At 52.9% G+C, this 23130-nt stretch carries 17 protein-coding genes; 9 read left to right on the top strand and 8 right to left on the bottom strand.

The window, feature by feature from the left end; genetic code table 11:
* Positions 1-155: 155 nt before the first annotated feature.
* Entirely contained in the window at positions 156-1016 is an 861-nt protein-coding gene (locus KHS78_RS00345) for a basic helix-loop-helix domain-containing protein (protein WP_343216849.1), read from the top strand.
* 59 nt (positions 1017-1075) lie between these two features.
* On the opposite strand, the gene KHS78_RS00340 is transcribed toward KHS78_RS00345, so the two are convergent.
* From KHS78_RS00340 to KHS78_RS00325, 4 genes are read right to left on the bottom strand one after another with little or no spacing between them, the layout of a single operon-like run.
* Positions 1076-2116 (bottom strand): Wadjet anti-phage system protein JetD domain-containing protein, encoded by a 1041-nt coding sequence (locus tag KHS78_RS00340; RefSeq protein ID WP_211824110.1) that lies wholly within the window; start codon positions 2114-2116, stop codon positions 1076-1078.
* Positions 2113-6558, bottom strand: coding sequence for a chromosome partition protein MukB (gene mukB, locus KHS78_RS00335; protein WP_211824108.1), 4446 nt, complete (start codon positions 6556-6558; stop codon positions 2113-2115). Before mukB ends, KHS78_RS00340 begins: the two co-directional genes overlap by 4 nt.
* Positions 6555-7331: a chromosome partition protein MukE gene (locus KHS78_RS00330; protein ID WP_211824106.1), complete on the bottom strand. Its 777-nt coding sequence runs from the start codon at positions 7329-7331 to the stop codon at positions 6555-6557. The genes mukB and KHS78_RS00330 overlap by 4 nt, the downstream gene beginning before the upstream one ends.
* A complete protein-coding gene (locus KHS78_RS00325; protein ID WP_211824104.1) occupies positions 7318-8679 on the bottom strand; it encodes a hypothetical protein in 1362 nt (453 codons plus the stop codon). Before KHS78_RS00325 ends, KHS78_RS00330 begins: the two co-directional genes overlap by 14 nt.
* A 289-nt stretch (positions 8680-8968) precedes the next feature.
* Between KHS78_RS00325 and KHS78_RS00320 the strand changes: the two genes are divergently transcribed.
* On the top strand, positions 8969-9514 hold the full coding sequence (locus KHS78_RS00320) for a hypothetical protein (protein WP_211824102.1): 546 nt from the start codon (positions 8969-8971) through the stop codon (positions 9512-9514).
* 51 nt (positions 9515-9565) lie between these two features.
* On the opposite strand, the gene KHS78_RS00315 is transcribed toward KHS78_RS00320, so the two are convergent.
* Positions 9566-9835, bottom strand: a complete 270-nt coding sequence (locus KHS78_RS00315) for a hypothetical protein (protein WP_211824100.1) — start codon at positions 9833-9835, stop codon at positions 9566-9568.
* A 12-nt stretch (positions 9836-9847) separates the two neighbouring features.
* Entirely contained in the window at positions 9848-10996 is a 1149-nt protein-coding gene (locus KHS78_RS00310) for a Na/Pi symporter (protein ID WP_211824098.1), read from the bottom strand.
* A gap of 372 nt (positions 10997-11368) precedes the next feature.
* Here KHS78_RS00310 and KHS78_RS00305 point away from each other — a divergent pair, with 372 nt between their 5' ends.
* A complete protein-coding gene (locus KHS78_RS00305; protein ID WP_211824096.1) occupies positions 11369-12484 on the top strand; it encodes a hypothetical protein in 1116 nt (371 codons plus the stop codon).
* A gap of 218 nt (positions 12485-12702) precedes the next feature.
* Here the strand turns inward: KHS78_RS00305 and KHS78_RS00300 are convergent, their stop codons facing one another.
* Positions 12703-13626 (bottom strand): esterase/lipase family protein, encoded by a 924-nt coding sequence (locus KHS78_RS00300; protein ID WP_211824094.1) that lies wholly within the window; start codon positions 13624-13626, stop codon positions 12703-12705.
* Between the two features lie 471 nt (positions 13627-14097).
* The gene (locus KHS78_RS00295; protein WP_211824092.1) at positions 14098-15396 is read right to left on the bottom strand and encodes a hypothetical protein; all 1299 of its coding nucleotides are present in this window, start codon (positions 15394-15396) and stop codon (positions 14098-14100) included.
* Between the two features lie 352 nt (positions 15397-15748).
* Between KHS78_RS00295 and KHS78_RS00290 the strand changes: the two genes are divergently transcribed.
* The 6 genes from KHS78_RS00290 (at position 15749) to KHS78_RS00265 (ending at position 23116) form a co-directional block, all read left to right on the top strand.
* The gene (locus KHS78_RS00290; RefSeq protein WP_211824090.1) at positions 15749-17365 is read left to right on the top strand and encodes a hypothetical protein; all 1617 of its coding nucleotides are present in this window, start codon (positions 15749-15751) and stop codon (positions 17363-17365) included.
* Positions 17366-17577: 212 nt separating this feature from the next.
* Positions 17578-18579: a phenylalanine--tRNA ligase subunit alpha gene (gene pheS, locus KHS78_RS00285; RefSeq protein WP_211824087.1), complete on the top strand. Its 1002-nt coding sequence runs from the start codon at positions 17578-17580 to the stop codon at positions 18577-18579.
* Between the two features lie 93 nt (positions 18580-18672).
* Positions 18673-21051, top strand: a complete 2379-nt coding sequence (gene pheT / locus KHS78_RS00280) for a phenylalanine--tRNA ligase subunit beta (protein ID WP_211824086.1) — start codon at positions 18673-18675, stop codon at positions 21049-21051.
* Positions 21052-21054: 3 nt separating this feature from the next.
* Positions 21055-21363, top strand: a complete 309-nt coding sequence (ihfA, locus tag KHS78_RS00275; RefSeq protein WP_211824083.1) for an integration host factor subunit alpha — start codon at positions 21055-21057, stop codon at positions 21361-21363.
* On the top strand, positions 21338-21712 hold the full coding sequence (locus KHS78_RS00270) for a MerR family transcriptional regulator (protein ID WP_211824082.1): 375 nt from the start codon (positions 21338-21340) through the stop codon (positions 21710-21712). The genes ihfA and KHS78_RS00270 overlap by 26 nt, the downstream gene beginning before the upstream one ends.
* 150 nt (positions 21713-21862) lie before the next feature.
* Positions 21863-23116, top strand: coding sequence for an MFS transporter (locus KHS78_RS00265; protein ID WP_211824080.1), 1254 nt, complete (start codon positions 21863-21865; stop codon positions 23114-23116).
* Positions 23117-23130: the final 14 nt, after the last annotated feature.

The raw sequence follows: 23130 nt of genomic DNA, 5'->3' as shown, positions 1-23130 counted from the left end.
TATTTCTAACAAAAATGTTGTAACGGGAAGAAAGATATTGATGTAAAAAATGCTATTGACTGACCCGTATGACCGGATGTGCAACTATTTAGTCAATCCCATTCTTCGGTTGTTAGTTCGACTGTTTATATTCATTTTCGTATGGTGATCCACTCATGAATGGGGCTCATTCAGCTCAGGAATACCGACTGGCAACATTTGCAGCGCCGAGAGAGCACGATGAGCGGCCAGTTGATGGTTCATCTGAAATGCCTGTTGACGTAGTTGCGTTACCTGAGGATCGACCCGGTACCTCTGGATTGCCAGCTCGCACGACGAGCGAAGTGACTGTAGTCAGCAGTGCTTTTCAGTTGGAAGCTTCGGGTGTTTTAGAGCGATCAGTGTTGAGTCGAAACATCACTGGGAGGCGAAGAAGACAAAGAAGACGAGCGAGGACTCCAGGAATGACCAGGGAGGAAACGAATATTGCGGAAAGGAATCGCATGGATAGAATTCGAGAGGCTTTGAATGGGCTTAGGGATGAATTGCCTGATAAATTCAAAAATCGTACTCATCGAAGGGCAAATATTCAGAAAAAATTTGTGGTTGCCTACACCGTTGATTACCTCAATGAGTTAGGCGGTGAGATTATTCGGTTAACGGATAATATAAATGTCAGCGGTTCAGCGGTTCAGCGGTTCAGCGGTTCAGTGGAGCAGTTCTCAGCATCAGCACTCATAACAAGAAAGACGCCACGGGGTAATTCTGCAGAAAGAGAAAACTATCGCCACGAAGTTATTACCCAAGCCGTTGAAACCTTGAGAGAGACGCTTGCTGGTTTAGGAATTAATGCTTCTGGAGGAATGACAGATAGTGATTTAGAGAGGATGCGCATAGATCTGATGTGTGAGGGGCTTGAACCGTTTAAGCGAAAGTTCTCTGAAATACTGACGCTACAGGTGGCGTTGGAAATGATCAGGGCATTGAAAGCACAGCGCGATCAACTCTTACCGACCATTTCAGATAAATCTCAATAAATATCTGTCAATATGTGGCTTTGAATTCAAATGTATAACTGCTAGAACGCATCGTCAGATTAGAACCCTCCTTTGTTTTCCTTCGGGTTTATGAATGAGTGGAGAGCATCTGGCAACCGTCTGTCCAGCATTATGGCCTCCTGTTCCAGCCATGATTGTGACGAGCATAGCTGTCGAATCACTCGGTGTTGACGTATTAATCTGGACAGTAGCGTTGTGCTGGGCCACTGTTTTTTCTTATCAGCTTCTGTGATGGTCAGGGCGTGAGTGGGCAGATATTCATTCCACCAATCAGGAATAAATAACTGTATCTGTTTTTCCAGTTTTTGTGAGAGTTGTTCCGCAATCTTTATGCCGTGATAGTCCAGATCTCCAAAATGCTGCCAATGAAAAGTGTTTAGATGCTGGAGAAACCGGATTGTCAGCCGGGTATCATGACCCGGTGTGAAAATGGTCAGCAGGTTGTTTATTAAGGGGCAGCTGTCCCAGGCGCCGATATTTTCAATCGTCATGACTGGCAGTTGGTCATGTGACTCGATTTGCTGAATGTTGGAAATCACATGTTCATTCAGGATTATCTCACCAAAGCGCTGCATATCGGCTTCTGTGTCAATCACCCAACCGGCACCATGAATCCGCATTGGGGCATGGGTTCGAAGGCGTAGTATATCGTTTCGATGGGTATTCAGTTGGGCGGGGATGTAGGTGTTGTCTGCTTTTCGGTCTTTGGAATGTTGTGCCCAGATGGCTTGGGCAACGCGTTCATGGGTGGTATCTGGTAAGGGTGAGACCAATACCATCTGAAGGAACAATTCTCGCTGTATTTGACGGCTTTCTTCGGGATTGATATGCCAGTTATCACCGTAGCAATTGCACATCATTTCCCTGAGTGTGAAGTCACCGTCGTATGTTAGTTGATAGGTTGTGTTGCGCCGGTCAGGACATTCATCAATGACTTCATGATGATGGAGATATTCAAGAAACGCTTTTGCTTTGTGGGAACAGCGGCATTCGCCTGTATCCAGCAGTGCTGAAGCGACTGGGCGGGCGACAGCCAGCGGGATGTCGCCTAATTGAGCAGGTCTAATGACTGAAGTCATGCGCCAAGCTCGGCCGTTTCTGTTGCCGGTAACGGTGCAGCAGGCATCTTGCCCCGTACGGCTGAGAAAATCACATGCTCATAAGGTTCCATGAGCCGCACCATCCGGTAAGTGACGCCATTCTTGGGCAGGACATTATCCGGTGCACCGACCAGCAACTGCAGTGACTGGTTGGCGCAGAGTTCCTCAAGGGTTGCCAAGGCTCTGGCATCGAGTCTGGCTGCTTCGTCAAGGAATAGCAACCGGTTGGCTGAGTGGCCATGACCCACCCGTTTGTGGGTAGTGACTTCCCAGGAGTGCAGTACCATGGTCAGTACGGCCAAACCGGTGCCGATGGCCTCGCCGGTTGACAGGTTGGTGGGGTTGGCCGGCTCGAACTGCTTGTGGTTGGCCCGTTGCACCAGTACCTGCAGCTTGATGTATTCCCGGTAATCCAGCAGTTTTTCCCCGGCGATGCTGCCACCCGTTTCCTTTTTGAAAATTTCCGCCAACGCATCCTCAATTTTCATATCCGGCTGGTTGAACAGATCCGGATAGAAGCGCTGTTGCAGGGCCTCCAGCACCTTGCGGAAACTGTCGATGACTTCAAGCTCCACCTTGATGGCGCGAATGGTTCCAAAGTGTACGCTCGACAGTGCGCTATTGAGCTGGTGAATCTGCTTCCGTTCCCGGTTGATACTTCGCTCAATATGTTGGCCCATACGGTCAGACTCGGCGAGAAAACGGCTCTCGGCGTCTTTCAGGCGGGCTTCCAGCCGGGTTAGTTGATGTTCCAGTTGCTCAAGTGCCTGTCTAGGATCTTCTGCGTTGACCAGTGTCTGGTCCATTCGTTCGGCCAAGAAGTGCTGGGCATCAACCACGCAATGAAATAGAAGTGCCAAGTCGTGTAATGCGGTGGCTTCCAGTACCTGACGTAAACGGTTGTCCGGCTCAGCAGCCAGCGCCTGGATCAGACTGGCACGGGCATCGGCAATGCCTGATTTCAGTTGTTCGCTCTCGGTGGCGAGCAATCCCTCACGGTGCAGTCGTCCGGCCAGCCCTGAGGATTCCGCGGTCGTGCTGATTGCCAGCCAGTTGGCGGTGGCGGCTTCGGCAACAGGCTTCAGTCGGGCAATGTGTGCGACTGCTTCCTGGTGCTGAAGCTCCAGCTGCTTGAGGGTTGAACGGGTTTCCGCAAGGGTATCAATAAACTGTCGTCGCTTCTCTTCATGGCCTCGCACGTGTTTGCGCAATTGCTCATACTGTTCCTCGCACTGGACGACCAGGTTTTCACGCCAGGTCAGGGGGATCTCCCGAATCTCCTGCCCCTTGAGCAGGTGGGCGCCCTCTTTATCGTGCTGTCGCGATTCATCACTCCGGATCGCGGTGTTCAGGTCGTTACACTGGGCAATGGTCAGTGCCAGGGTTCGCTTGCCCGTTTTGTGCTGGGCGGATTTCTGCTCGTACTCTTGGCGCAAGGTGTTACGCAGGGAGCCTGATGCATCCTTGCGCTCGACAGAAGCAGCAAAGCGGAGGTTGGGCAGTTTGTCTGCAGTGCTGGCCAGAAGGCTGATGACGCGCCCGAGATGGCTGATAGAGGTCTGCAGTTGATTTAGTTCATCACGCAGTGTGCCGATGTTATCGGGCGGTGGGGTCTGCAGGTAGAACTGGCGCTGTTCCAGTGACAGCATGTCGGCCTGGTTGTCTGTGATCCAGGTCTGTGCCGCCAGGCTTTCGTTCAGTGTGGTTGCCGCCGTCTGGATCGCGTCATCCAGGTTGTTTTCTGTCAGCAGTGATGCGCTAGCCTGCCAGATATCAAGGGTGTTGCAGACCTGTTGCAGGTTCGACACTTCCTGCTTGCCAGCGGCAATTGCCTGCTGTTGCGACTGTTGCTGATGATCCAGTGTTTCCAGTTGTGCCTGCAGTGCTGAGACAGGCGGTTCGTCGACACCCAGCCAGGTGCTCATGGGGGCGAGTTCATCCAGTAGGCCCTGGATGCGGCTGATAGTATGGCGGTTGACGGCCAGGGTCTGGCGTTCATCCAGCAGGGTCTGTTCCTGCTCTGTCAGGCGTTTGAGCGCCTGTTCCCGCGCCAGTCGACCCAGGGTTGGGAATTCGGGTTCACGGCTGACCCGGGCAATACGGTCGGCCTGATGGACGAATACGCTGCCATCGTCATCTTCTGACTGATCGTCCGGTGAGTGGAGGTAGTCTTCCTCAGAGAATGCATCGCCCGGGTTACCCTGGAGCAGCCAGACATCATTCGGGCGGTCGGCTTCTTGCCGGATCAGGGCGGCGGCCCGTTCCATGTCCGGCACCAGCAGGGCCTGCCTCAGTGGGCCGAACTTGGCTTCCAGGTAGGCCGCCTCGTCGAGCGAGATGTCATCGCTGTCGAGATAGTCGCTGACCAGTGTGCCGCCCGTCAGGTCGGCCAGGCGGTGGAGCTGGTTCCGCTCGTCGGAGTCGTCCTGATCCAGCCCGCGGAGTTGCTGGCGCACGGTGTCCAGCTCATGAGTGATCACACTGTCACGCTGGCCGCATTGATCCCGCTGGTCATTCAGTGCCTGACGCAGTGAGTGAAGCTGATCGCGGCCGTCGAGTCGGGCCTCCGGGTGGAGTCGGGTGATTTCGGCTGTCAGTTCAGTGGCCTGCAGCCAGGCCTGCCGGTCGCGCTGTGCCTGATCCAGCTGCAGACGCAGGCTATGAAGGCCGTCGTTGAGTTCTCGAAGTGCTTCCTGTTGTACTTCCAGTTGCGCACGGCTTTCCTGAAAAGCTGCATTAGCTTGTTCGCGTGTTTCCTGCCAGCTTTCCGCACTGGTGAGAGGGGTGCGCCATGCCTCAGGTAGAGGGGTGATGGCGGACAGGAGTTGCTCACGTGCCTGACGGCTTTTCTCCAGGTTTTTCATGTGTTGCTGGCACTGTCCCTGGGTGCCGGCCAGATCTTTCTGAGTGCGCCAGTGGCTAAGCCAGAACGCTGTGCGTTCGGCGACCTGTGCGGGTGTGATATCGGTGTTATCCAGCCGCTGAATGATGGGCAGCGCGACAGCAAACTGTTCCCGGATCTTTTCAGCTTGCTCCAGCAATGGCCGGCGCTGATGGAGCTGATCGGATTCGGTGTTACGTTGATGCTGCAATTGCGTCAGCAGGGGAGGGAGCGATTCGGCTGAGAGGGTATCGTCACCACTGGCCGCCCGGGATTCCTCCAGGCTACGCATGGCGTCCTGGTAGAGGCCGGCCTTACGGGCTTCTTCTGAATAGGCGTCTTCTGCGCTGGCCAGCTGGTTGACCAGGCTTTCAAGGTCTTCTTCCAGCAGGGACTGTTCGGCGGCCTGTTCTTGCCGCTGGGCTTCAAACAGGGTGTGTTCCTGCCGTTTCTCGGCTAAGCGCGAACGGATGTTCGTCAGTTCATTGTCCAGTTGCGCCTGTTCCTGGTGCAGGCGGGTCAGGTCCTTTGCCTGGCTGAGGGTGTGGGAAGCAGCCTGCAGGTCATGCTCCAGCTGATCCCGTTCTTCATCCATTCGATCAAGCTGATCTTGCAGGCCCTGGGCCTGTTGGCGGGCAGTCTCACGGTCATTTTCCAGTCGGGATGCCGTTGACCGGGCTGTATCCAGCCGATCATTCTGCTTGCGATGTTCCTGTGCGGACAGGGCCAGCACCTGTTCACCCAATGCATAACTGTCGTTAAGAATGCGTTGGATAAACTGGCGCTTATCCCGGGTCGCTTCAATCTTGACCCGGGTCTTGCGGGTTTCCATCAATGCGTTCTGCATGGAGCTGACCGAGCGTTTTACCTGGTCGTCAGCGGGCAGCAGGTAATCACGCAGCCCTTTCTGCAGTTCGGCAGACAGGCCGCCGTACAGGCTGGTTTCCAGCATCCGGTAGTAACGCTGGCGGTCGCCGCTGTTTTCCATGGCCCGGGGGATGATGCGGCAGTCAAACTGCCATCGCATGTAGTGGGCGACGTTGTCAAAGGTTTCCATGGTGCCGCCAAGGCGGGCGATGCGGTTTCTGAGAGCCTTGCCGTCGAGTGGTTCAAAGAGGTTGCTGTCGACCGCTTCCATGACCAGGTCGCGTATTGACATGTCCGGATCAATGCCGGTAATGGCGAAGCGCTTGAGTTCCACCCGGGGCGCCGCCAGCCGGCGCAGTTGTACGCCGGCAATGACACGCCGGCCATCGTACAGGTCGTAGTCCACCAGGCTGTAGCAGGTGCCCGCCTCGATCCGGCCATAGATGCCGTTGTCGCTGCGATCTGAGGCGCTGTCCGAATTGTTACGCAGCCGTACCAGGCGATTGTCCGGCACCCGGTTGATCAGCAGGGCACCCATGATGGTGGTTTTACCTGCGCCATTGTGGCCGATCAGGTTGCTCATCAGATGGTGCAGGTTGAGGGTCTTGAAGAAGATCCCTCGGAAATTGACCAGCGACAGGCTGCGGATACGGGTTCTTTGTGATGGACTCATGGGGTGTCCTCCTGTGCCTCGATCTCTGCAGCGGATTCAACCGGTTTGGCATCGGATGGTTCTGCGGTGGCGGAAGTGTCGTCATCGGCGACTTCGCTGTCGGCTTCCAGGCTGATAAAGCCGGTTGAGACCAATCTCTCCAGGGCTTCGCGTGTGAGCGGCGCTGCACGGACCGGCTCGGCAAAGCGCATCAGGGGCGACTGGGTCTGGAAGCGTTCCGCCTGCTGGCCGTCCAGCCGGATCATGCCCAGCCGCGCCAGCTGGCGCAGGCAGCGCTTCAACACGTCCATGGCTTTTTGCTGGTCATGCTGGGTGTTGATTTTTTTCCGTTCCAGCAGGCGGCAGAGGTGTTCCTCCTCCAGCAATAGACGCAGTCGGTCAAATAACGATTCAGTGGTAATCCAGCCGCTGTCTTCCAGCTGTTCCGGGTCCAGGTGGCAGATGGCCAGTACCTGGCCGGTTATCATCTGCAGTTCGTCCAACTTGCGGGAGCGGATCAGGTTGCGGCTGCCCAGGTTGGGCTTCAGGTACCAGTAATCCTCCGGTGCCTGAATCAGTTCAACGCCATAGCGCCGGTAGTGCCCACTCAGCCAGATTTCCCCGTCACGCAGCATGGCGAACAGGTACGTATGGCGGATATCAATGTGTTCCCCCTGGCGCAGGCGGCTGTCCAGTTCCGGGAACCGGTCATCGCCGATGATATCCGCCAGGCAGGTGTAGGGGCTGTCAGCGGCGATCGGTGCCGCGTCTTCAAACAGATTATTCGCCGACAACAGTAGCTTCCTCGGTTGCGGTGGTGTGGGAAGGTTGACGCAGGGTCAGGCTGAGGGACTCCACTTCCAGGTCTTCCACGATGGGATGCCATCGGGTCTCGGGTATCTGTTTCTGGTGGCGGGCGCTGCCCCGTTCGGTCATGGCTTCAAAGAGCCAGCCGGCAATGCGGAACAGACGGTGCAGCGGGTAGCGGCCAGCCAGTTCTGTCATAGCCTCTTCATAGGCGGGCAAGGTGCCGCGGCTGGCGGTGACGGTATCCAGCCAAAGACTGATCTCACGGCGAAGGCTGTCCTGGTCATCACTGTCGACCACGCTCTCTTCGTCGAGAATAAGGCGGGCGGTCACCTTCTGTTCCGGCGGCGGCTCGATTTCTCGCAGGCGAGGCAGTGGCTCTGCCGCGATGGTGTTCAGGGACCATGGCAGTGCCTGGTAACGCTTGAGTGCGTCAAGTAGTCGCTCGCTCAGGGCCTTGCGCTCATCCATATTGATGAACTGGCGCAGATACTGGTGCGCCCGCAGGTGGAAGCCTTCCCAGTGTTCCAGGCGCTCACCGCTCCAGTGCTCGATGCGATCCAGGTGCTGTTCCAGTCGGGTGATGGCGTCCAGTGCACGGTTGCGGCCGGCCGACTCAGCGGTGGCGGCAATGCTTTCCAGCAGGCGCCGTGCTTCCTGGCAGTTGGCCAACAGTAGTTGTTGCAGATCCTGAAGGCGTTCCTGGGTTTCTTCCAGTAATGTTTCGCAGCGGCTGATGGCATCCTGCCAGTCCTGCTTCAGCATGGCGACCACGGTTTTCCGGGTGTCGACCGCTTCCCGGTCCAGCTGGCGCTGGCGATGGTCGATGGTGTTCACCAGTTGGAGTACGGAGATATCCAGTGGCGCTTCCACCTGGAGCCGCCAGAAAGGCTCGTTGCCGCCGGTCTCTGCGGCATCCCGGATTTCCCGCAAGTTGCTGTTCACTGTCATGAACAGTGTGCTCAGTGCGGTGCGCGAGGCATCGAAGCCACTGCAGACTGACTCAACAATCTGCTCAGCCATGGGGGTCAGCAGATAGGCATGGGCTCGTTGGCCGCTGCCTTCCAAGCAGAGCAGCAGGTGCTGGTCCAGGAATCGGCGGATGACATTGTTACAGCGTTGCCGGCGGGTCTCTTCACTGCTGTCGAGCTGGGTGCGATCAATGACTTCGTAGACCACATGCAGCTCATCTTCCCCGAACTCAGGCTGGGATTCCTGATCTTTCCAGAAGTGGAGGGCGGCCAGGAAGGCCAGGTCGGCAGGTTGTAACTGCAGCTGCAGGCCGGCAGTGATAATTTCGCTGACCAGGTGGGGGATGTCCTTGTGATCTGCCAACGGCGGCTCCATTTACTGTATAAAACACCAATTATCTGAAAATAGGGTGGGCATGGCAAAGGGATTACATAGCTGGTATGTGCGTGGTATTGATGGCGGAATGAAATGAATGCGTATCCATTTACAGAATGTTGATAGAACGCGATGATTCATCATCGGTATTATGTGTGATAGCTTGATATTGCTCACAGTACAGGAAGCCGCGCTCTGATAACCTGTGATGAAAATGCATTGCCCGATAGCAGGATGCTGGAGTGAGTGGCAGATCTACGCCTGGTATGGGGGGGCTATGGAAACGAATACGGACTTACGCTGGGGCTTGAAGCATATTATTCACCAGCAGAAAGCCTACGATTACATGCATCAGTTTCGTGATGTGTTTTGCGTTTATTCTGAAAGTGTGTGTCAGCTCTACAGTAACTACCGTTTGCATTACATCGATGGACTCGGTGAAAACGAAATTCAGATCCTGCCCGATGAGCAGGCTTGGCATGAGACATTTGATTCGGTCAGGGGGGAAGCTGTAAGACCCTCCAATATCATGCTGTTTCCTGGGGAGCTTCTGGGTAAAGAGGGTTTCTTTGTGCGAATGCCTGTCAAAGGGGATAAGAAATGGGTAACGATGCCTCTGAGCGAAGCCTTTGACCGGGTGCTCAGTAAAAAGGACAGTTTTCTTCCGCTCATCAAGAAAGGTGATCTGCGCGAGTTCAAGGCCCGCTCCCCTTACCTGCACCTGCATTGGCTCGATCTTGAACGCATGAGTAATCTTTCAGCGTTTCAACGGCTGGATATTGCCGATACCATCCTTTCCCGCTTCCATGAAATTGTCCGCTGAACGTTTTCCTGTCATGCACGCATAAAAAATGCCCCTTTCGGGGCATTTTTTTCAGTCTTTTTTCTGGCCGCGGATCGCATCGATCAGGCGGTGAACAGATTTTCCGAGGTCTTCCATCGCCGTCTGGGTCAGGGTCCGGAAGTCGCCGATATGCGGCTGGGCCTTCTCGATGTATTCCTCAAGATGGTCCACCTCTTCATGCTGCATCTCGTGCCGGTCTTCTTCCAGCTCCGCCTCAAGACGCTCAAGCAGTGCCCGGGTTTCCTCAATCTGGTTTTTGAGGGCTTTTCGCTGTGCCTTGTATTCCTTCATCGTCGTCATGGCAGGGTTCTCTTACGCAGTAATAGCAATCAAAAGGCCGGGGATAACGAAGAATACCCCGCCAACATAAGCCAGAACAATCCACTTGCGGCGGCTGGCAATCTGGGCGAAACGCCGTGCTGTACGCAGGGGGATTTTCCGCAGCTGTGGAATGCCATAAATTAAGACAACGGCGCTGATGTTAAAAACCAGGTGTACCAGGGCGATCTGCAGGGCAAAAAAAGCATGGCTGCCAGACACTGCCGTGGCAGCCAGCAATGCCGTGATGGTCGTGCCGATGTTGGCGCCCAGGGTAAAGGGGTAGATTTCCTTCAGCTTGAACAGGCCGTTCCCCGCCAGCGGTACGATCAGGCTGGTGGTGGTGGATGAGGACTGTACCGCGATGGTCATCAGGGTGCCGGAGAAAATACCCGTGACCGGGCCACGGCCAATCGCCTTGTGCAGGATCGCCTTGGCGCGCCCGACCATCAACCGCTTGAGCAGCTTGCCCAGGAAGACGATGGACAGGAAGATAAACGCCAGACCTGTCAGGGCCAGCATGACGCCGCCAGTGATGCCCGGCAGCCCGGCATAGAGGTCCTTGAAGACGTCCAGTACTGGCTGGGTCAGCGGCTTGATAAAGTCCAGGCCCTTGATGCTGACGCTGCTGCCACCCACCAGCAGGTTGGCCAGGTATTCAGATGTCTTGGACAGGTAGCCGGTCATGACTTCGAGCGGCAAGAATATTGCCACGGCCATCAGGTTGAAGAAGTCGTGCACAGTGGCGGCGGAGAACGCCCGACGGAATTCCTTGCGCTTGCCGACATGGCCCATGCTGACCAGGGTATTGGTTACCGTAGTGCCCAGGTTGGCGCCCATGATCATGGGGATGGCCGTTGGTACCGGCAGGCCGCCAGCCACGAGGCCGACGATGACCGATGTCACGGTGCTGGAAGACTGTACCAGGGCGGTAGCCATGGCGCCGACCACCAGGCCCATCAAGGGGTTAGTGGCAAAAGCGAACAGCTGGCGTGCACCGTCAGCGCCACCGGAAGCCCATTTGAAGCCGGCGCCGATCATGCCAACCGCCACAAGCAGCAGGTAGATCAGGAAGATAACACCCAGCCAGGGGGCGAAGTTGTGGTTGGCTGCCGAACGGGGAGCCGCTTGCGTTGATTGCATCGTTATACCTTTACCATGGAAATGCAAAAACCACCCGTTTTGGATGGTTCCTGTATTCGTTCAAGGTTGTCAATTCACCTGCAGGCAGGATGAGCGCGCACTTTATTCAGGTGGGTGGAGGTCAACAATAGTGGTTGGCATCACTACAGCGCGGGATATACGTAGTTGGTTTTACGATATTCCACCCTTTGTCAATGCAAAAAAGATCTATTACTCACCAGGTATCTCAGTGATATTAGCTCTGCGCAATATGTTGGCGAAGGTTTCAGGAGCTGTTGCTTTAGATGGTCTGGAAAGAGGCGAGATCAGTTGATTTACTCTTTGCAGGCCTATCTATACTGATAAAAACAAAGGTGCAGAGAGGATGCTGTAATGCCTGAAATCAATAGAACGAATGCCGGACAACCTGTTCAACGTGGAGAAGTGGAAGATCATAAGGAGTCACCGGATCAGCCGGTAAAGGGGCGAATGAAGGGCTTGTCTTTGGACGTGGAGGCTGCTGAAGGAGAGAAGCATATCCAGAAAGAGGCTGGTAAAAAATCATCCATCTCTACGGGGGCTGAAAAGTCGATTGAGCAGATTAAAGAAATGCTCACTGGCAGTAAAGGTTTTGAGAATAGTGTTTTGAGTGCGGGGAAAAAACCGCAGGACCTGCAAGTATCGGTACCCAATCCTCAGAGCAATTTGCTGCAAGAGAGCGTCATAGGGGAGGATTCTCATGCTCAGTTTGGTCTGATCCTTGGAGAGGCCGCTGAGAATGGTGAGACTGCATTCGGTCTTGAAAATGCAGAAGATGTCGAAGCGTTGGATCGGGCCACCGTTTCGGTCGCTCAGCCTGATCAACTAAAAGAGCGTTTTAAAAAGCACTCCCGCCTAAGGCTATGGGCGAGCCGCTTCCGACAGGCTATTCGTTCTCTGCTGATTGGTGATGCTTCCAACGTCAAAGGCAAGGATTTTAAAGAGATTCCCGCTAAGCTGGTTAAGGTGCTGGCAGAGGGAACAACGTTGAAGGAGAGCGTAAACAGTTATAACTTCAAGCGTGCTCAACTGTTAGATGCTCACAAAATTTTTGAGCAGAAAGAGCGGGATAGTTTGAAGGATGAATTGGTTGCACTGTCCCACACAATCATAGAGGAAGCTGGCAGGCTGGTTGATGATGCAGATGCATTATTGAATCATGACCTGCTGGAGATTGATGATCAGAATACTGCTACTGCGATAAAAAGGGTATTAAAGGACTGTATAGGATTCGATCCAAATCGCCTAAAAGCCGATGTATCACAGCAAGTCTCATCGCTTGAAGACGGGAGAGATAGTGAATCAGCCTCTGCTCAGTTGGTTACCGATGATGGGCTAATCCCTATGGAAGATTTGCCGCCTCCTCCACCAGAATTGTACGAAGAAGCGAAAGATATGGGGGCAGTACAAATAATGCCGCCACCACCGGATTCAGAGGATGAGTCAGGACGTTCAATCAATAAGCCGTGATTTACAGGGGGGAGATATGATCTGACGCTTTCTTGATTTCGTTGTTTATACTGTCAGATCAGACTCTTCCTATTTGTTGTTTTCTTCTATTTCACTTGTCTGCATTCAAAACCTGTAGGGGCATTCAACCCTTTTATCGCAATGAGTCACTATTGCTGGCTCATCTTAATAACCTGTCTGTCTGGTTCGTGGCACAAACATATCTGAGTGCCAGTTCCTCATGTCTTATTTGCTTGCTGAAGTGATTGTTTTCGTTTTTCAACGATTTTCTTGATGACCTTACGATTTGAAAGCAAACCCATATGTCCACATTCGGCAACATGTACATCGTCGGAGCTATCTAAGTTGGTATCGGGCGAAAAGGCATTGGAGTCTTCCAGTAAATCATACCGGCCATGGAACTGTACAATCTCATTTTTCTTCTCCTTTGCCTTGGCGAAAGCATCGAAATGCATATTGATATTGGCTTCGGGAAGACCTAATAGATAGCAACAGTTGACGTAGATGTCTTCGGGTAACTGGCTTAACGCTTCAATAATTGTCTCTACGCCTCTCGAATGTCCAACTAAATCAATGCAGAGAGGTTGTCCTTTTGGGATTTTTTGAGCCACTTCTTTAATTTTGTCTAACAGTGATTCGGGTCGATCTTCGAGGTTAGGTGGAAGGTTGAGTGTGTAAACATCACCACCACCATCTTTCATTAAAGCTTTACCAAGCTGAGACCAGCATCCTTGATTTGCCTTATCTCCGTGCACGAGAATGACCGGCCGAAACACCTCATCTTGCGATGAGGGTTCTCCTGTATTGATGCCATACATTGTGAAGTTTTTCTTTCGACCTGCTATGTGAGGAATCGTTCTCCTGAGTAATTGCGCTGGCTCGGAAAGAATGAACGCTAAAGAGGGGCTTGCGTTATAAACTCTTTGTAGAAGTTTCATGTATGAAAATTTTATGTTTGAAACTTTTCTGTCAAAAACTGAGCGGAGTTTCCAGTACCTTAGATGAATGCGCGTCAATCTTTCTAGGCCGGGGGTCGTAGTAACTTTCCAGGGGCCATGTGATTTTCCTGGAGAGGAGTCGGAAGTAGAGGGGTATTGTTCTTTGTTGGTATTAGAATATCCGTTATTAGGTTTTATTTTCATGGTCTACCTGTTTTCATGATTGTAGAGTGTGTTTTATTTGTATCAGTTTAAGATAAAATATCGCCGATATAGTGAGGAAGTTATAATTTGTTCAATTATGGGGTTGTTAAATTTGGCTTCGGTCGTTGTAAGATGTAGTGTCACCAAACTCAGGCTGAGCGTAGACGGATTGGTCAATGTTAGCTGCGGGAAGATTTAGATAGAAACTAAAGGGCGAGCTTCTGATTTGAGTGGAATTGTGCAGGACTTGGTATGTATGAAATAGTTGTTTTGGAGTGTTATTGATCTTATGCTCAGAATCAACTGTGAACTACTCCAGTGGTCAATGGTTTATAAAGGGTAAGGTGATATTGATTGTTGATTTTTGATTGTTTCACTCATGGCACAGCATTTATGAAATGCCATGAGTGATGTCGGTTGTCATATGTCTACTGTTCGACCGTTAAACAGGTAAGCTTGTCTATTCAGACGTTAGAATAGACAAAGGATATTTTCTGCATAATCAAGATACTGTCGTAGAAGATCCTCAGTAATAGTGATTTCCTGATTTTCAGTGCTTTCTCCGATCATGGCTGCGAAATCTTCGGTATTGGTGTACCCACCCTGGAATTTTTGCCCCACAAGATTTCTCTGGTTGACGAGGTAGTCAAAAATATACTCGGCATCAATCTCGGCGATTTCATTGCCGCCCATCAGGAGGACTTTCAATTCTTCATTCAATGCATCTTCCATTGATGATTCTGAGCTGTAATCGGCAATGTTATCCAGAGAAATTGAATCTTCTCCATCTAGTGGGTGAGATGCAGTGTATGCAATCATGGAGCTCATTCTGGCCTCGAAACAAACATCAGTCTTAGGCATAGCCTCTTCTACAAACGCTTGAAGCGTACCTTCACGGACAGCCTTGTCCATGTGTTTTTCGAACATTTCTATATAGTCATTCAATGAGTTCGCTAGCATGGTTGGATCGTTAAGCTTCTCGTGGAAGGTCAACCCCGTTGCCTTATGGAAGAAGTGGCAGGCATTATCTTTATTACGTAATTTATCTTGTATTTGAGACAGGTTTTGCTTCATCTTATTGATGCTTTGCAGCGTTAATGATAAATATTCGTAATGCGTCATTCCAGTCTTTGCTAATTGGAAACGCCGACCGAGTGCTTTCCATAAAGGTCGAGGAGCCCAGCGCTTTTCAAGTGATTTGCTAATCCATGTTTTTACTGTGTCTATAGGTAAGCCAAGAAACTTCTTATGCAGTTCAAGTGAGGGTTTCTTGCCTTGATAGTTGGGTGCGCCGCCAAGACTTTCTTTTAATGAGTCCAGGCTATCTTGATAGGTTTGATACTGACCTGATAATGTAACCTCTACTGGCTTCGCCTCACTAGCAGATTCCTGTATGTCGGATAAACATTCAGTAATGGCTTTATCTGAGAGGTTGACGAAAAACTGAGATCGGTTACTGGATGGCGCTGATTCAAGCTGTCCTTGAAGTAGCTTGTTTAATTCTTTCTTGAAAGCTTCATTCTGTGAGGTAACGTTACCTGTCTTGATAGGAGAGGAATTTTTTCTTTCCATGGTATTACTGGGATCAGCCTGAGCACCGGCTTTCTTATTATCGGCAATGTTGCGCATGACGTTTGGGTTTGTTTTGACAGCTTTCCCTTTTAGTCGCTTTTTCCCTCTTTTTTCGACGCGGCCACTTTTTACATTTTCTTTGTCGCTTTTTTTGTCGATATGTGTACTTCTTGTGTTTCCATTGTTGTTGATTTTCATGATTTAGTCCTTTTTTGAGTTATCTGGCTATTAAATAGAAACCAGATAGTTCGGTATATTAGCCCTTTGTATAAAATATAACGTTTTTTTGAGGTTGCTTTGTTTTTGTGATTGTTTTTTTGTGATCTGTTTCTTGGTGATGAATTTTTAAAGCTTGTACGTTTTTGTTATTTCAAAATGAACTATCGTGTTTTTTTGTTTTGCGGTATTTGAGATGTTCTTGTTGTTTTTAGTGCAAATTATTCTATTAGATGAATGTTTTATTTTTATCTGGTGTTTGTTGGGGTTGAATTAATAAACAGCAGTGTGTGCTGAACAACAAAAATGAAAATGCGTTCGCAAGGAGAGTATTATGTCAGGATTGAATAAAGCTGGTGCAGGGACAGTTATTGCCTGTCCGGGCGATAATCAGGCGGGGGTTTCTTTTGAGTCAGCAGGGCGAGAACAAAAAGGACGTTTGAACAGCCAGAATGTGGTGGATGTGCTTGGTGAATCAATACTGGCCAGCCATTCCCAACCTCTGTCAGAGCTGCAGGCAGACATGGAATTTCGGTCACTTGAACACCGTATCATGACCTTGAAACAGCAGCCAGGACTTGAAGAAAGTATCAAAAAATCGGCCCAAAAAGCCTATGCCACATGTCCTCGCCCAGAGAGCCTGTCTCAAGAGGTAATTTCAGGATCTTCTAATAATGACAAGCGGGATCCAATCCTGGTGTTACAGTTCGACAAAGTGCTGAACCAGTTGGCAGAAGAGAGGAGTCTGCCGGTAAATTCTGTCGTGGACAGGATTGTGGTTGATGGTGATCGAAACCAGAAAGCAGGCGATGGTGCAGACGCCGTCATTGACAGCTTTGAGATGGATTCATCGAAGAAAGTCGCTGTGAAACAATACAGTCGCTTATGGATTCTATTTCAACACCTAAAGCGAAAAGTACGTACCCTGGTTGCTCGTCATCAGGGGGAGGTCAAAGCCAAGGACTTCAAGGTAATTTCCCCTTCTTTGATGGTTTTGTTCGCTCCGGGTACAGAGCTTCAGCGGTTGGCCAGTGAGTACAATCTCCTGCAGCAGGAGTTGGAGACGTCCAGGTGGGATTCGGTGGTGGAGGAGTCCCGACGCACAGAGCTGAAGCATGGCCTGCTTGAGTTGGTCGATAGAATGCAGGAAGAGATCAAAAAATTTATAGAAGATGTCACTTATCCGTTAAGCGATGCATGCGATGAACTCAGTGCCAAAGAACGCTACATGCTGGCTGAGAAGTTGAAAAGCAAATTCCATGTTAAAGCCGCAGGGTTGGTAGAAGCAGGTCCGAATACCTCTGCATTGGCTGATCTGTTAGAAGAAGGCAGCTTGGAAGAAGTGTCGGACGTTGAGTCTGATTACATGGATATGACGGTAAAGACTCCGTTTATCAGTGGAGCAATGTCCGGCCATTATGATGTGCCCACATCCAATCGTCCTGTGCATTCTGGGAGTGATGAGTCGGTATACGTTGAGATGATGTCGCCACATATTGTGGCTGTCGAAAATGATAGAGGTCACTATGATGTGCCGCCTTCAAACCGTCCTGTGGATGATCCGATTTATGAAGAGATTGTACCTCGTGATGCATCACCCGACCGTCATGAGCCAATCTATGACGTGCCTCGTCACAGGTATACCGTTGCCACTCAAGATTGTGAGCGTGAGCCAGTTGTGGAGGATGAAACGGCAGTTGATGGCCATGAAGAGTGGCCGGCACCTCCGCCAGCTCTGACTAAAGCATATATCGAATCCGAGGAGGCCAAAGCGACTGACGACGATTTACCACCTCTACCAGAGGTGGATGACGCGGGGTTTGCAGCTAATCACCGAGATGATTTTCCGCCACCGCCTTCGGTCGAGCAGGGTGCTGTGTCAGAGGCTCCGCGCAAGGCTAAGCCCGGCTATCCGACAATAGCGCCCAAGCCTCCCCGTAAGGGCAGTTGATTCAAAAGAATAATGATCATATGACAAACGACACTTTTGATTACCCGCTCCGGCGGGTTTTTCTTTGCGTGAGGATGTTATGATTGCATGCATTCTTTGTCAGTGATTTAACGCAGCTGCATCCAGTCCTTCCGCTGTTCAAGTCTCAGCATTGCCGGTAAACTAGCCCGTTTTGCATCATCCGTGAATCAAGGTTCCGACGCTCAAATCCCATGGAAAATCTCGAAGTTCTGACCAACGCCGCACTGGAGGCCGTCGCCGTCGCCAGTGACGCTGCAAGCCTGGATCAGGTACGTGTGCAGTACCTGGGCAAAAAGGGCGAAATCAGCCTGCTGATGCAGAGTCTGCGTGACGTGCCGCCCGCCGAGAAACCGGCCGCCGGTGCCCGTATTAACGCCGCCAAGCAACAGGTGCAGGCCGCCATCAACGCCCGCCGCGAGGCGCTGGAAAACGCCGCGCTCGAAGCCCGCCTGGCTGGCGAAACCATCGATGTCACCCTGCCTGGCCGCGGCCAGGCCATTGGCGGTATTCATCCGGTGACCCGGACCATGGAGCGGATTACCGAATATTTCCGCACCATCGGTTTTGAGCAGGCCGACGGCCCTGAGATCGAAGATGATTACCACAACTTCGAAGCGCTCAATATCCCGTCTCACCACCCGGCCCGTGCCATGCACGATACCTTCTACTTCAACCCCGGCACCGTCCTGCGTACCCATACCTCTCCGGTTCAGGTGCGGGTGATGGAAAGCGGCAAGCCGCCGTTTGCGATCATCTGCCCGGGCAAGGTGTACCGTTGCGATTCTGACCAGACCCACAGCCCCATGTTTCACCAGGTCGAAGGCCTGTATGTGGGCGAGAAAGTCAGCTTTGCCGACCTCAAGAGCGTGCTGGTGGACTTTCTGCGCGTCTTCTTCGAGCGTGACGATCTTCAGGTCCGTTTCCGTCCCTCCTACTTCCCGTTCACTGAGCCTTCCGCCGAGGTGGATATCGAGTGGGGTCGCAATGAAGACGGTTCCATCAAGTGGCTGGAAGTGCTGGGCTGCGGCATGGTACACCCGAAGGTGTTCGAATACGCCGGTATCGATGCCACCAAATACACCGGCTATGCCTTTGGTCTCGGTGTCGAACGCTTCGCCATGCTGCGCTACGGCGTGAAGGATCTGCGCCTGTTCTTCGAAAACGACATGCGCTTCCTGGAGCAGTTCCACTGATCACCTTTCCCACAGGAAAGGGCGGGATTTGACAGTATTTGAGTGTGTCCTGACGGCCTCAAAACACCGTCAGGCGATGAGGACGAACAAAGCATGAAATTCAGTGAACAGTGGTTGCGCCAGTGGGTGAGCCCTGAGGCAAGTACCGATGAGCTGGCTGCCAAGATCACCATGGCCGGCCTGGAAGTGGATGGTGTTGAAGCGGTGGCCGGTGAGTTTACCGGTATCGTGGTCGGCGAGATCGTCGCCTGCGAACAGCACCCGGATGCGGACAAGCTGCGTGTGACCCGCGTCTCCACCGGCAGTGAAGAGTTTCAGGTGGTCTGCGGTGCGCCCAACGCGCGTGTGGGCCTGAAAGCTCCGTTTGCCACCATCGGTGCGGTACTGCCCGGCAACTTCAAGATCAAGAAGGCCAAGCTCCGTGGCGTGGAATCCTTCGGCATGCTCTGCGCTGGCGAAGAGATGGGCATGGATATTCCCTCTGACGGCCTGATGGAACTGCCTGCTGATGCACCGGTTGGCCAGGATATCCGCGAATTCCTGCAGCTGGAAGACGCCATCATCGACGTAGACCTGACCCCGAACCGGGGTGACTGCCTGAGCATTGCCGGTCTCGCCCGTGAGGTCAGTGCCAACTACCTGGCCGATGTCTGTGAGCCGGAAGTCGCTGAATGTGCGCCGCAGATTGATGATACCTTCCCGGTTGCCCTGGAAGCACCGGCCGCCTGTCCCCGTTACGTGGGCCGGGTGATCCGTGATGTGAACGTCGCTGTTGAAACCCCGCTGTGGATGAGCGAGCGCTTGCGTCGTGCCGGCATCCGTTCCATCGACCCGGTGGTGGATGTCACCAATTACGTGATGATCGAGCTGGGCCAGCCCATGCACGGCTTTGACCTGGACACCCTGTCCGGTTCCATCCGTGTACGTATGGCGGAAGCTGATGAGCCGCTGACGTTGTTGGATGGCTCCGAGGTGAAGCTGACCACTGAGACTCTGGTCATCGCTGACGAAAGCAAGGCACTGGCGATTGCCGGCGTCATGGGCGGCGAGAATACTGGCGTCACCACCGCGACGCGTAACATCTTCCTTGAGAGTGCGTTCTTCAACCCGATCACTATCGCTGGCAAGGCACGCTCCTACGGCTTGCACACGGATTCTTCTCACCGTTTCGAGCGTGGTGTGGACTTCCAGCTGCAGCGCAAGGCTGTTGAGCGCGCGACCCAGCTGATTCTGGAAATCTGCGGCGGCAAGCCCGGCCCAGTCTCTGAAGTCGCCAGCGAAGCGGATCTGCCATCCCTGAAGCAGGTCAGCCTGCGTGCGGAAAAGGTTGAATCCCTGCTGGGTGTAGCGATTGAAAACGACCATATCGAAGCCCTGCTGAGCCGTCTGGGCCTGACCCTGACCGCAACCGGTGAAGGCACCTGGACGGTGGCCGTTCCCAGCTGGCGTTTCGACATCAGCATTGAAGAAGATCTGATCGAAGAGCTGGGTCGTATCTACGGCTACAACAACCTGCCGGAAACCACGCCGGTGGCCCGGGTGCAGCTGAAGCAGATCGATGAAGGCCGCAAGGGCATTGAAGTTATGCGTCGTGTACTGGTGGCTCGTGGTTACCAGGAAGCGATCAACTTCAGTTTTATTGATCCGGCTCTGCACAAGGCGTTTGAGCCGGAGCTGGAACCGGTGGCGCTGTCCAACCCGATCTCCAGTGAAATGTCGGTCATGCGCACCAGCCTGCTGCCGGGCTTGGTGAAAACGGTTCAGTACAACCAGAATCGTCAGCAGCAGCGTGTCCGTTTGTTCGAATCCGGACAGACCTTCGTCACCAAGAACGGCGAACTGGCGCAGGAACTCTGGCTGGCCGGCGTGATCACCGGTTCCCGTGAGCCGGAAGGCTGGACCGGCAATAACGCGCCGGTAGACTTCTACGACATCAAGGGAGATCTGGAAGCCCTGCTGGCGCTTGGGGGTGATGATCAGGTCTGGTCTTTCCGTACCGCACGTCGTGCCAACATGCATCCCGGCCAGTGCGCTGAAGTACTGCGTGATGGTGAAGTGGTTGGTGTAGTGGGTGCACTGCATCCGTCCCTGGTCAAGCTGATGGATCTGAATGGCCCTGCGTACCTGTTTGAAGTGAACGTTGCTGCCGTTGAGCAGGGTCGTGTGACAGAATACCTGGCACTGTCCAAGTTCCCGGAAGTACGTCGCGATATGGCGCTGGTTGTTGACCAGTCTGTACCGGCTGGTGACATCGAGCAGATTATCCGGAAGCAGGCGGGCGAATGGTTGAAAACTGTGACGGTGTTCGATGTTTACACCGGTCAAGGTGTGCCGGAAGGGCAAAAAAGCCTGGCCCTGGGGTTGACCTTGCAACATCCTTCCCGCACATTTAAGGATGATGAGATTAACGCGTTATTTGCCGGTGTCGTCAGTGCACTGGAGAACGGGGTTAAGGCAACACTGAGGAAGTAAGGGATGGGGGCGCTTACCAAGGCGGAAATAGCCGATTATCTTCACGAAGAACTCGGCTTCAACAAACGCGAGGCCAAGGACCTGGTGGAGCAGTTTTTTGAGGAAATCCGCCAGGCTTTGATTGCCAATGAGCAGGTTAAACTTTCCGGTTTCGGGAATTTTGACCTGCGTGACAAAGGTGAGCGCCCCGGCCGCAACCCGAAAACGGGTGAAGAAATCCCCATCACTCCCCGGCGGGTGGTGACGTTCAAGCCCGGCCAGAAACTCAGGGTGAGAGTAGAGGCCTATGCAGGAAGCGATACCAGCAACTGAGGAAGAGGAGGGTTCTCTTCCTCCCATTCCCGGCAAGCGCTACTTCACCATCAGTGAGGTCAGCCAGCTTTGTGATGTGAAGAACCACGTGCTGCGTTACTGGGAGCAGGAATTTCCCCAGCTCAAACCGGTCAAGCGCCGTGGCAACCGCCGTTATTATATGCGTCAGGATGTGCTGACCATTCGCCAGATCCGCAGTCTCCTTTACGAGCAGGGTTACACTATTCCCGGCGCTCGCGCCCGGCTATCCGGCGAAGAGGAAAGCCAGGATGCCAGCCAGTTCCGGCAGCTGGTCAAGCAGATGAAGGCCGAGCTGGATGATGTGCTGGATGTCCTGAAATCCCGCTGAGATTTTTTTATCCGCGCGCTCAATAGACGTGATTACGTGTTATTGCCTGTTTTTTTGTTTATTCCCGTTTTTTTAATACCTCCCACCACAGCCTGTCGTTGGCTGCTCTATATTTCCCGCACTGACATTCACTGACCTCCGGAGTCTGAAGTGCGGCAGTTGTTGCTGGTTACCTGCGTAGGCGCCGTCCTGGAATTCTTTGATTTTGCCATCCTGTTCCTGTTTGCGGACGTGCTGACCCGGGTTTTTATCCCGGGGGAAGAGGGCAGTCGGCTGTGGATTTTTGCTATTTTTGCGTTGGGTTATCTGACCCGTCCCTTGGGTGGTTTGCTGTTCAGTCACTTTGGTGACCGCATTGGCCGAAAGCGCTTGTTTCGGTTGTCGATCCTGCTGATGTCGTTGGCAACACTGGGTATTGGGCTGTTACCCGGTTATGCGCTGGTGGGTGGGTTGGCGCCGGGGTTACTGGTTCTGTGCCGGATTATTCAGGGATTATCGGTAGGTGGTGAGTTACCTGGCTCGATCATTTATGCCGCAGAGCAAGTGCCGCCTAACCGGCGCGGGCTGGTGACGGCCTCCATCATAACCTCGGCCACGCTGGGGCATGTGCTGGCCGGCGCGGTCGCCATGCTGATTGCCGCAACACTGACGGAAGGAGAAATTCAGCAGTGGGGGTGGCGACTGCCATTCTTTGCTGGCGGCGCGCTGGGTGTGGTTGGTTACCTGGCGCGGCGACATATTGCGGAAACACCGCTGTTCATCGCCATCGTGGAGCGGGGAGAGATAGCGAAAGTGCCTTTCCTGCAATTGTGGCGGTCTAACCGACAGAACCTGTTAATTGCCATCGGGTTGGTGGCTATTGCCGGCACAGTGTCAGCCTTTTGCCTGTTCCTGCCGTCCATGATTGCCCAGCATCTGCATTACAGCCATCTGAGTGCTTACGGATTTACGACAACTGCCATGTTGTTATTGGCGGCGGGTACGTTTTGTGCGGGCGTAGTGTCCGACAGGATCGGGCGTCGCAGGGTGATTCTTACCGGTTGTGCCGTGTTGCTGTTGTGTATGTTGCCAGCAATCCACTGCCTGATGGATGGTCACTTTTGGGTATTGTTGATGGTGACGGTCTTGCCAGCCTCATTGATCAACGGCTGTTACCAGGCGGCGATAACGGAATTGTTTGATACCCCGGTGCGTTATTCCGGTCTGGCTATCAGTCATAACCTGGGGATTTCCCTGTTTGGCGGTGTGTCTCCCTATGTTATGGAACTGTTGTGTGGACAGGGGTTTCTACAGGTGCCGGTGCTTTTGTTGGGATTGGCAGCCGTACTGGCGGGGCTGTCCGGTCTGTATATGCCGTGTCGTTTTCGCATGGGGTTGGATCACGCAATGGGGAAACCCGTTTAACGTATCCTGTTATT

This window comes from Kistimonas asteriae, assembly GCF_018263925.1.
Taxonomy (GTDB): domain Bacteria; phylum Pseudomonadota; class Gammaproteobacteria; order Pseudomonadales; family Endozoicomonadaceae; genus Kistimonas; species Kistimonas asteriae.
This window is presented reverse-complemented; position numbering and strand designations above follow the sequence as displayed.